The 10,498-nt window shown below is 45.9% G+C and carries 11 protein-coding genes; all 11 read right to left on the bottom strand.

Annotated features, from left to right (window positions below):
- Positions 1-13: 13 nt before the first annotated feature.
- The 11 genes from flgL to flgB all read right to left on the bottom strand — a co-directional run bounded on the left by flgL (position 14) and on the right by flgB (position 10,329).
- The gene (gene flgL / locus OO184_RS20165; RefSeq protein WP_265380728.1) at positions 14-979 is read right to left on the bottom strand and encodes a flagellar hook-associated protein FlgL; all 966 of its coding nucleotides are present in this window, start codon (positions 977-979) and stop codon (positions 14-16) included.
- 335 nt (positions 980-1,314) lie between these two features.
- The gene (flgK, locus tag OO184_RS20170; RefSeq protein ID WP_265380729.1) at positions 1,315-2,958 is read right to left on the bottom strand and encodes a flagellar hook-associated protein FlgK; all 1,644 of its coding nucleotides are present in this window, start codon (positions 2,956-2,958) and stop codon (positions 1,315-1,317) included.
- 130 nt (positions 2,959-3,088) lie between these two features.
- Complete coding sequence (gene flgJ, locus OO184_RS20175; protein ID WP_376712593.1) at positions 3,089-4,030, bottom strand: flagellar assembly peptidoglycan hydrolase FlgJ; 942 nt, start codon at positions 4,028-4,030, stop codon at positions 3,089-3,091.
- A complete protein-coding gene (locus tag OO184_RS20180) occupies positions 4,030-5,139 on the bottom strand; it encodes a flagellar basal body P-ring protein FlgI (RefSeq protein ID WP_265380731.1) in 1,110 nt (369 codons plus the stop codon). The genes flgJ and OO184_RS20180 overlap by 1 nt, the downstream gene beginning before the upstream one ends.
- Positions 5,140-5,151: 12 nt before the next feature.
- Complete coding sequence (locus OO184_RS20185) at positions 5,152-5,904, bottom strand: flagellar basal body L-ring protein FlgH (protein WP_049582016.1); 753 nt, start codon at positions 5,902-5,904, stop codon at positions 5,152-5,154.
- A 74-nt stretch (positions 5,905-5,978) separates the two neighbouring features.
- Positions 5,979-6,761, bottom strand: a complete 783-nt coding sequence (flgG, locus tag OO184_RS20190; RefSeq protein ID WP_265380732.1) for a flagellar basal-body rod protein FlgG — start codon at positions 6,759-6,761, stop codon at positions 5,979-5,981.
- 23 nt (positions 6,762-6,784) lie between these two features.
- Entirely contained in the window at positions 6,785-7,540 is a 756-nt protein-coding gene (gene flgF / locus OO184_RS20195) for a flagellar basal-body rod protein FlgF (protein WP_088371942.1), read from the bottom strand.
- An 18-nt stretch (positions 7,541-7,558) separates the two neighbouring features.
- On the bottom strand, positions 7,559-8,773 hold the full coding sequence (gene flgE, locus OO184_RS20200; protein ID WP_265380733.1) for a flagellar hook protein FlgE: 1,215 nt from the start codon (positions 8,771-8,773) through the stop codon (positions 7,559-7,561).
- Between the two features lie 27 nt (positions 8,774-8,800).
- On the bottom strand, positions 8,801-9,493 hold the full coding sequence (gene flgD / locus OO184_RS20205; RefSeq protein ID WP_049582021.1) for a flagellar hook assembly protein FlgD: 693 nt from the start codon (positions 9,491-9,493) through the stop codon (positions 8,801-8,803).
- Between the two features lie 12 nt (positions 9,494-9,505).
- Positions 9,506-9,910: a flagellar basal body rod protein FlgC gene (flgC, locus tag OO184_RS20210; RefSeq protein ID WP_036775735.1), complete on the bottom strand. Its 405-nt coding sequence runs from the start codon at positions 9,908-9,910 to the stop codon at positions 9,506-9,508.
- Between the two features lie 5 nt (positions 9,911-9,915).
- On the bottom strand, positions 9,916-10,329 hold the full coding sequence (gene flgB / locus OO184_RS20215; protein WP_036775736.1) for a flagellar basal body rod protein FlgB: 414 nt from the start codon (positions 10,327-10,329) through the stop codon (positions 9,916-9,918).
- Between the last annotated feature and the right edge of the window lie 169 nt (positions 10,330-10,498).

Below are 10,498 nucleotides of genomic sequence, written 5' to 3' on the forward strand. Positions count from 1 at the left end.
AATGCAAACCAAATTAGCGGAATATTTCAAACAACGACATGCCTTTCATATCGACAAATGTCTTATACGATGCTTGAAGTATTGTTTGTTGCTGATAGTAATTCGAAATTGCTGAATTCCATTCTACATCAACCAGTTCACTCAAACGGCTCTTATTAGCCAGGCTGCGTTCTGCCCCCAAACTATTTAATTCTTCCATTTCTCTCAGTTGTAAACCTAATACCGATTCCACCGAAGAGATATTATTCAGCGCGTTGCGGGCGCCGCGGTTAGCCTTATTCAACAATTCCAATGCATCATCACGACTCTTTTGATCTGCCTCAGTCAATGGTGTTTTCAATGACTGAATCGCTATGTCTATGGTTTTAAATACATCAGATTCACTCGGGCTGCCATCCGGTTCTTTTATCGGATTACTGGTAGACGAGAGAAATACTTGAGCCCCAGTATGTCCAACGATCATAGAGCGATTGCTATCCACTTTCTGAGTCATTTCCTCTGAGCCGCCCCGATAGCTAACTGTACCGCTTGTACTCTCATCAAAAGGTTTCACATCCGTTTTATAACCGGCAAAAATATAGCGGCCATTACCATCGGTGGTGTTACCCAAATTCACCAGTTGTTCTTTAAATCCTGTCAGTTGAATAGCCAATGAGTTACGATCTTCATCACTCAATACGCCATTTACTGTGGCTACCAGACTTTCATGAATATTTTGAACCACACCGACAGCTTTGGAGACCACACTTAATTGCATGGAAATCGCGTTTTTAGCAAACGAGCGAGCGGTCATATATTGCTGGTTCTGAGATTCAGCCTGAGCAACCATGACACCCTGAGATGCCGCCATCGGATCATCGGATGGATTTATTACCCTCTGACCACTGGATAGCTGTGTTCCCTGCTGCATCCATTTCGATTGAGCAGTAGTAATACCCGTCATTTTCTGGTCGTACAATATATTGGTACTTACGCGCACAATTTTATTCCTTTTAAATATTCAGCTATACCCGTCGTCTTTCAAGTTGCTTCTTTGTTGGCTGCACTCACTCACCCCGGTCACATAGTTATCTATGCTCCCGGGGATTCGCTCCTTTGCCGCCGCGATGCATCTTGAAATCCATAGGGTATATACCCTTTATCTTTCAAGCTGTTGCTTTGTTGGCTGCTTTCACTCACCTCAGTCACATCGTTATCTATGCTCCTGGGGATTCGTTCACTTGCCGCCGCGCTGCAATTCGAAATCTATTAGGTAATAAATGCCCAAAATATCCGAGTATTTTCAGGCTATTTTTTTATTAAATGGCACGTTTATTAACGACGGAGTTCCAAAATGGCATTAAATAACGTTGTAGCAGTCTGGACCACTTGCGCATTAGCCAGATAATATTGCTGTAAGTTTTGTAATGCGCCATATTCTTCATCTATGTTAACGCCGGAAACCGATTGCTGTTCAGCATAAAGCTGTTTAGTAATATTATTCTGCGTTTCTAAATCAACATTCGCCGTGCTGGTCTGGTTACCAATGGTACTAACCATCGAAGCATAAGCGCCAGAAAATGATGCTTTACCCTCTACCAATTTTTTGCTCTGCAATTCAATGAGTTTTTTAACATTGACGTTATCACTCGGACCGCCATCTTTAGTACCGGCAGCCGCCAATTGCGATGCATCTTTAATATTAACCGCCATACTGCCAATAACACCGTTGACCGCTTTCAGTGTATATCGATCGTGTTCTTTTGCATTGGTTGGATCAATTTCAACTTTTAAGCCATCAAATTCCAATGTATTACCTGTTACTTTAGCAGCAATATCCGCCTTATCAGAGGCACGCTGGATTTTCCAATTAGCCCCATCGTAGCGAATATGATAATCACTGGCTTTTACCTCTGAGGTATCGGTATATTCCACTTGAAAATTAGCCGAACCTTTATTTTTACCATCGGCAATCACATCCGGGTTATTAAATGTGAAGAAATCTTCACCCGGTTTGCCCTTTAAATCAAAACCAGAACGGTGAATCTGATTAAATTGATCGCCCAATACCAACGCTAATTGGTTTAACTGATTACGAGAATTATCCAGCACTTCACTACGCGCCCGTAATGTACCGCTTAATTGCCCTTTATCAATGTGTCTTTCATCAATTTCAACAATGTCGCCAAAACCACGATCATAACCTAATGTAATGCGACTACTGTCCGCATTGGATGAAATCGCTTCTACTCGGTAAGCGGTTGTCCCCTGAACCAGCGTCAATCCACCGGCAAAAGTCACATTATAAGTGTCACCGTCCTGCTGAGTCACACCCACGCCAACCAGTTTATTCAGCTCATTGACCAATTGATCACGCTGATCCAGTAATGCATTCGGCTCAGCACTACCGCCGCCTCTCATACGGGTAATTTCACCATTGAGTTTAGCAATTTGCTGCGCATAGTTATTAATAGCCTCAGCCGAGTTATTTATTCCCCGATTAATGTTATTTTCCATTTTACGCAGGAAGTCATCCGCACTTTTTAACTGGTTTACCAGCCCCTTTGATTTACCAATCGCGGTTGTTCTGGCTGCATCATCTTCCGCATTACTGACGACATTTTGTAAACTAGTAAAGAAGTCATCAATGGTATTTGATAGGTTATTCGCTTTATCTGCCAGCAAATTATCAACCTGGGAAATTTGCTGATAATAGGTGGTTAATGCGCCTTGTTTCGCCTGCGCAGAAGACAGTTGTTGATTAATAAATTCGTTATATTGACGGTTAATACTAGTAACAGTAACACCATTTCCGATAAAGCCAACGGACGTCATCGTGCCGCCGTTTTGATTGATAACGGTTGATTGCCGGTTATAACCAGGAACTTTGGCATTTGTGACGTTATTACTCACGGTTCCCAGAGCAATCTGAGCAGCTTGAAGGCCGCTCATCGCGGTATTAATAAGACTGTTGGACATCAGAAGATCCTTTTGCGTTTTATTTATGTCTCCGCTGGTGGCGGCAAACAATCTTTCAGATAGCTAAAAACAACGTCTGAACTGCTTTTATTTATCGGCTGAACTCAATAAAACTTGAGCAAAATAGAGATCAGAATAGTTTACTCAAATCGTAGGTATACGCTTTTACCGCCTGTTCTCCAGCACCTTTTAACTGTTGAATAACTGAGACCAGTTTTTTCGCATATCCGGGATCTGTTGCATAACCTGCCTGCTGCAAGGAATAAGCCCCTTGCTCCGGGGTCATAGAGCGGGCAACGTTGGCGTAACGGGGGCTTTCTGTCAGTAATTTGACGTAATCCTCAATCGCTTCCACGTAAGAGCCATAAACACGAAAGTTATCCTTCATTTTCTGCGGCTCGCCGTTGATATATTCTGTGGTTAAGATGTTAGTTACCGGCCCTTTCCAGCCTTTACCGGCTTTAATACCAAACAGATTATGGCTTGGCTTACCATCAACGGTCAGAATCTCTCTTTGTCCCCAACCGGACTCTAATGCAGCCTGAGCAATAATCAGCAAATGGGGAATACCACTGCGTTGGCTAGCTATCCGGGCAGGAGTCGAGAGCGTGGATACAAAATTCGTACTGTTCAGCGGTAGCGGTTTTGGCGCCGCCTCAGGTTTCGGTACCGTTCGACGTATAAATTGCTCAAGCGCCTGCCTTGGCAAGGTTTGCAAAATCTCGTTATCCGGTGTCATGGGTATTTTGCCCGCGATTTCACTGGGGGCAGTTTTAGTGCCAGAAAGCTGCTTGAGCAGCATATCGGCAAAACCTAACCCCTTCTGAGCGATATTCTGCGCGATTTGCTGATCGTATATCGAAGTATAGAGGCGAGTCTGTTCGCTGCTCAACATGCCATCTTTAGGCAGGGACGAACGCATACTTTTCAGCATCATCTGAACAAAGAGCCCTTCCATTTGTTGGGCTACTTGCCGTAGCCCCTGTTGTGGATCTTTTGCCAGATTGGATTTTAACGTGTTAACCGACTGAACATCATAAGCCGCTCCGGGCAGGGTTAAAAAATCATTCATCAAATGATCTCCAGCTTCGCCCGCAGACAACCTGCACTTTCCATTGCCTGTAAGATTGACATTAAATCATTCGGTGTCGCACCCAATGCATTCAACGCTTGAATAACATGGCTCAAATTTGCACTGGCGTTAACCTGCTGCAACGCGCCATTTTGTTCACGGACAGCAACCGCGGGATTACGGGTCACAACGGTACTGCCGCCGGCTAACGGTGTATTTGGCTGACTAACAACCACCTGATTATCGACAATGACAGAAAGATTCCCTTGAGCAACCGCGCAGCTATCCAGCATGACATTGCGGTTCATTACGACAGAGCCGGTACGAGAGTTGATAATCACTTTGGCATCGCCGACATCAACACGAACAGTCAGGTTCTGCACATGGGAGAGGAATTTAACCTGCTCGCTTTTATCTCTCGGCATACGCAATTGTACTGTGCGGGCATCCAGCGGCGTTGCGGTTCCCGTTCTGCCCGCACGATTGATCGTATCGCTGATTTGCTGCGCCAGTGAGAAATCTTCGTTATTTAATTGAAGATTTAATGTGCCATTTTCACCAAATTGCGTAGTCAATTCGCGTTCAATCACGGCGCCGTTACTAATTCGGCCACCTGCAAGCTGATTGACTTTTACACTGCTTCCCCCGGCGCTGGCGCCAGCGCCGCCAACCAATATATTACCCTGCGCCAGAGCATAGACCTGATTATCAACACCTTTTAGCGGTGTCATCAACAAAGTACCACCACGTAAGCTTTTAGCGTTCCCCAATGAGGAAACCACTACGTCAATATTCTGTCCGGCACGGCCAAACGGCGGTAACTTCGCAGTGACCATCACGGCAGCCACGTTTTTCAACTGCATATTGGTTCCCGGAGGAACAGTAATCCCCAATTGGGATAACATGTTGCTTAAACTTTGGGTGGTAAATGGCGTCTGAGTAGTCTGGTCACCGGTTCCATCCAGCCCAACCACTAATCCATAACCAATCAACGCATTTTCCCGTACCCCTTGAACCGTGGTGAGATCACGGATGCGTTCTGCTGATGCAGTCGTTGTCACCAGAGCCAGCAATACCAGAAGAAGGCTGACAGCAAATTGTTTTATCATAACCATCCCCGGTTAAAATGGCGCGACATTGAGGAAGAAACGCTGTAACCACCCCATGTTCTGCGCTTCATTGATATAGCCATTCCCCACATATTCAATGCGGGCATCAGCGACCTGATTGGAACTGACTGTGTTATTAGCATTAATTGTCCGTGGGTTAACCACACCGGAAAAACGGATAAACTCCGTTCCCTGATTGATAGCAATCTGCTTCTCACCGACCACATGTAAGTTACCGTTTGCCAGTAACTGATCGACGGTCACAGTAATCGTTCCTCTGAAGGTGTTATTCGCATTAGCGCCGCCTTTCCCACCAAAAGTATTCTCAGCTTCCATATCCAGATCAGTTTTATCTCCACCAATTAACCCTTTCAGGAAACGGGGAGTCAGTGCTGCGGAAAACGTGTTTTTTCCATTACGGCTGGCATTGGCCGAAGAATTCTTACTAGCGCTGACATTTTCCTGCAATGTAATCGTCAGGGTATCGCCAATATTTCGTGGTCGGCGATCTTCAAATAGCGGCTGATAACCATAATAAACCGGCTGTACGACTTGAAAAATAGCGCCATTAGGGACTGGCGCGGTTGCCGCAGAAGGTGCTGCGGTGGTTGCTCCCTCAACCAAGGGTTTTTGCGGTATATACGCACAGCCCGTTAGTGACAATACCGCCAGTGCTATACTACAACGCCATTTATTCGCCACATTTTTCCGTAAATGGCGGAACTGACAAACGGCGCTGGTCTCGGCAACAGCCATTGTATCCATCTTCGATACTCTTTATTTATCCCTGAATAACGGGGAAACTGAGTGTTCCCCCGCGGTTCTGATTGACGATTAGGTTATAACTGAGTCAGTTTTTGTAGCATCTGATCAGACGTCGATACCGCCTTACTGTTAACTTCATAAGCACGCTGAGTCTGAATCATGTTGACCAATTCTTCAGCGATATTGACGTTAGATGTTTCGACATATTTATGATAGAGCAACCCTGCGCCATTGATTCCTGGTGTGTTTTCAATCGGCACGCCAGAACTGCTAGTCTCGACATAAAGGTTTTCACCAATACTTTCTAACCCATTGTCATTGATAAAGGTTGTCAGGGTCAGTTGGCCAACTTGCTGAAGTGCCGATTGCCCCTGTACTTTCACACTGACAACACCATCACGACTGATGTCGAGGTCCGTTGCGTTATCAGGAATAGTAATGGTAGGGAAGATCAAAAAACCGCTAGCGGTTGTCAACTGCCCGTTTTGATCTTCCTGAAATGAGCCGTCACGGGTATAGGCGCTGGTACCGTCCGGTAACTGAACTTGAAAGAAACCCTTTCCTTTAATAGCAACATTATGACCGTTATTAGTTTCAGATAAGTTTCCCTGACTATGCATACGTTCTGTTGCTACCGGACGTACCCCGGTACCTATCTGTAAACCAGAAGGTAAACGGGTCTGTTCCGATGACATCGCCCCGGGTTGACGAATGTTCTGGTAAAGCAGATCTTCAAAAACGGCACGCTGGCGTTTAAAACCATTGGTGCTGACGTTCGCCAAGTTGTTGGCAATCACATCCATATTGGTTTGCTGGGCATCCAGCCCAGTTTTAGCAATCCATAATGATCGGATCATCGGTTTTATCCTCTGTGTCTAAATCAACTCATTGCTAATAGCTGATTAGCACGTTGTGCATTTTCATCTGAGCTATGGATGACTTTCATCTGCATTTCAAAACGGCGGGCGTTGGCAATCATACTCACCATGCTTTCCATTGGATTGACGTTACTCCCTTCAAGCACTCCGGGCATTAATTTCGCCTCATCACTGGCCGGCAAGACATTACCCTGTAACGTTTGCGCCTGTTCCGTCATGTGAAAGAGGCCATCATCACCGCGGACTAGCTGATCGCTCTCCGGTTTCACCATTTTCAATCTGCCAAGCTGCCCCAACTGTGTTGGCGGATCGCCAGGAATCAGTGCAGATATAGAACCATCGGTCGCCAGGGTTAACTCAGCTTGTGGCGGAACATTGATCGGGCCGTTGTCCCCCATCAACAAGTTACCTTGAACAGTTAACTGACCTTCCGCTGAAATCTGAATACTGCCGTTACGCGTGTAAGCCTCAGAACCATCTTCAAGCTGAACCGCCAGATATCCCCCCTGCCCAATCGCCACATCCAACGGACGAGAGGTATAGTTCATCGGCCCTTGGCGATTGTCAGAGCCCGGCGTTGAAGCGACAACCAAAGTACGAGTATTAAAAGCAGCCCCTTCAACAGGTACCGCTCGCAAAGCAGCCAGTTGCGCCTTAAAACCCGGCGTCGATGCATTAGCCAGGTTATTTGCCGTCACTGCCTGATGTTCTAGTGTCTGACGCGCACCGCCCATTGCGGTATAAATGACATGATCCATAATGCTATCCTGAAACTATCAGCGCATACTGACCAGCGTTTGCAGGATCTGATCTTGGGTTTTAATGGTTTGCGCACTGGATTGATAGTTGCGCTGAGCGACAATCATATTGACCAGTTCTTGGCTCATATCGACGTTGGATGCTTCCAACGAGCCACTGAGCAATTTACCAAAACCCCCCGATCCCGCAATGCCGACAACTGGGCTACCTGAAGCTCCCGTCTCTATCCAAACGTTGTCACCCTGCGCTGCCAGCCCCTCTGGGTTAGCAAAGTTAGTCAGAACGACCTGACCTAATAATTGAGATTGCTGATTGGAATAGGTACCGATGACACTGCCATCTTGCTCAATACGGTAACCATTGAATTCACCTGCGGCATAACCGTCTTGCTTAAGTGCCGATATGCTATCAGAATCAATTTTCTGCTGTTTACTGCCATTAAAATCAATAGTGATATCAGCGGCATTAGAACCATTCAGAGAGGGAACATTAAATGTAAACTGATTATCGTCACCAATCAGTTTACCATTGCCATCAAATTTCAACGTCCCCAGCGAAGCGGCTTTAGCACCCTCAACCGCACTATCCTGAGCGTGAACCTGCCATTCATTATCGTTCGTTTTCACAAAGAACACCTTGATAGCATGTGGGTTACCCAAACTATCAAAGGTGGTAACACTGGTAGGATAGTTATAAGAATCCTTATCTTCTGGCGAGAAAGCATCTGTTGGTTTTTTATGCATCGAATTAAGGTTGGTTGTCATCGTCACCTTAGTTGTCGCTTTAGCCGCCAGTATACCTTGAGGGATTGTAATCGGCTCAGGGTTAGCCCCTTTCTGAATCTCCGGCGCACCGCCATTGACGCCGACTGCGGGATAGCCGGTCAATTTCATGCCTTGCATGTTGATGATATTGCGATTCTCATCCAGCTTGAATTGACCGTTACGGGAATAGTAAATCCCACCATCACCGCCTTGCATGCGGAAAAAACCGTTCTGAGTGATCGCCAGATCAAGTGGGCGATTCGTCGTCGTCGGCGTACCATCTTTAAAATTTTGATTAACGCCTGATATTTTTACCCCAAGACCCACTTGAGAACCGGCAAAAATGTCAGAAAAAGCAACCGTGCTGGATTTAAAGCCATAGGTCGCCGCGTTAGCGATATTATTACCAATAACATCCAAATTACCTGCCGCAGCATTCAAACCACTTACTGCTTGTGAAAAAGCCATACTATTCTCCGTTAAAATTCTTGCTGGTTAAAGAATCTGACGTATCTGATCCATTGTGACAGTACCGATCCGTCCTAAATCTAACTTAGCGCCGTCCGCGTCACGAGTAACGCCTTTTACCTCCGCGAACCTCAATGGCTGAAACACTCTCTGCTCGCCTTTATAGCTAGCAGTAATGGTGAAGTTATAAGCGCCATCCTCAACATTAGCGCCGTCTTCTTTTGTTCCATTCCAAGTGAAATTATGGACACCTGCTTCCAACCCACCGAAATCAATTTGGCGCACAACCATCCCTTGTTTATCAGTAATGGTGACTTTTACACTGTCCGCTGGCCTTTCTAGTTCAACACCGAATGGTGCTATGCTGACGCTCCCCTCTTCTTTGTTTGAACCCACCAAAATGGTATCCCCAGGGACCATCACTTTTCGACCAATCAGAGCCGATGCCTGTACAGGCTGATTATTATTGATCTGACCGACAATCGACCCCAGAGTGGTATTCAGCTTTTCGATTCCCGCGAGTGTGTTAATTTGCGCCAAATGGGAGGTCAGCTCATTGTTCTTCATCGGATTAGTTGGGTCTTGATTTTTCATTTGCGCTAACAGCAAGTTCATGAAGTTGCTATTCAGTTCTTCACTACCCTTCTTCTTGCTAGTCGATGCTGACTCTCCAACAATCGTGTTATTCGGTGATTCATTCACTGAACTGGTAATAGACATGAGTCACTCCTGTTACTGACCTAACGTCAATGTTTTCAACATTATCGATTTAGTTGTATTAAGCACTTCAACGTTGGCTTGATAACTACGGGAAGCGGAAATGGTATTAATCATTTCTCCGACCACATCAACGTTTGGCATCCGCACATAACCCTTTTCATCAGCCAACGGGTGTCCCGGCTGATACTCAAGGCGGAAAGGAGTAGGATCATCAACAATTTCACTAACTCTGACGCCGCCGGTTTCTTGCCCTGCCGGTGCGGCAACACGGAAAACCACCTGTTTAGCCCGATATGGTTGACCATCCGGCCCAGCAACGCTATCAGCATTCGCCATATTGCTGGCGCTGACATTTAGTCGTTGGGATTGAGCTGATAATGCCGAACTGGCAATATCAAAAACACTAAGTAAAGACATTGCCCTTATCCTTGCTGTAAGACTGACATCATGCTTTTAACTTGAGAGCTGGTCGCAGTCAGTTCAGCCTGATATTTCAAGCTGTTATCCATAAAATTACTGCGTTCCATATCCATATCCACCGTGTTGCCATCCATTGCTGGCTGATAAGGCACCCGATACAGTAAGTCCATCTCCATTCTCTTCTGAGGCTGAATAGGAATATGCCGATCGGATGTCAGCGTCAGCCCGATCCCGTTTCCAGTGACCCGACCGTGTGCAATGGTTTTTTTCAGTTGTGTGGCGAAATCAATATCCCGCGCTTGATAACCGGGCGTATCCGCATTGGCGATGTTAGCGGACAATATTTCTTGCCGCCGTGATCGCAATGACAGGGCTTCCTGCTGAAAATGAAAGGCTGCATCTAATTTATCGAGCATATTCCTCCCTCTGATGTGACTGACCTGTGTTGTGAATCTTTAATAGCGCTGTTCGCGATCGCGAAATTCGCAGTAAACAGAATAAACGCAGAAGGAAAAGCCTATCGGATGAATAGACGCTAATTGGATTGCTATTTATCCCATTGACCGATATTCAATGCAGGTACAC

It is taken from the genome of Photorhabdus aballayi, from assembly GCF_026153155.1.
Classification (GTDB): domain Bacteria; phylum Pseudomonadota; class Gammaproteobacteria; order Enterobacterales; family Enterobacteriaceae; genus Photorhabdus; species Photorhabdus luminescens.

Excerpts from the sequence above, each read along its gene's own strand:
- flgK (WP_265380729.1), bottom strand. The coding sequence starts at position 2,958 with ATGTCCAACAGTCTTATTAATACCGCGATGAGCGGCCTTCAAGCTGCT.
- flgJ (WP_376712593.1), bottom strand. The coding sequence starts at position 4,030 with ATGAATGATTTTTTAACCCTGCCCGGAGCGGCTTATGATGTTCAGTCG.
- OO184_RS20180 (WP_265380731.1), bottom strand. The coding sequence starts at position 5,139 with ATGATAAAACAATTTGCTGTCAGCCTTCTTCTGGTATTGCTGGCTCTG.
- OO184_RS20185 (WP_049582016.1), bottom strand. The coding sequence starts at position 5,904 with ATGGATACAATGGCTGTTGCCGAGACCAGCGCCGTTTGTCAGTTCCGC.
- flgG (WP_265380732.1), bottom strand. The coding sequence starts at position 6,761 with ATGATCCGATCATTATGGATTGCTAAAACTGGGCTGGATGCCCAGCAA.
- flgF (WP_088371942.1), bottom strand. The coding sequence starts at position 7,540 with ATGGATCATGTCATTTATACCGCAATGGGCGGTGCGCGTCAGACACTA.
- flgE (WP_265380733.1), bottom strand. The coding sequence starts at position 8,773 with ATGGCTTTTTCACAAGCAGTAAGTGGTTTGAATGCTGCGGCAGGTAAT.
- flgD (WP_049582021.1), bottom strand. The coding sequence starts at position 9,493 with ATGTCTATTACCAGTTCAGTGAATGAATCACCGAATAACACGATTGTT.
- flgC (WP_036775735.1), bottom strand. The coding sequence starts at position 9,910 with ATGTCTTTACTTAGTGTTTTTGATATTGCCAGTTCGGCATTATCAGCT.
- flgB (WP_036775736.1), bottom strand. The coding sequence starts at position 10,329 with ATGCTCGATAAATTAGATGCAGCCTTTCATTTTCAGCAGGAAGCCCTG.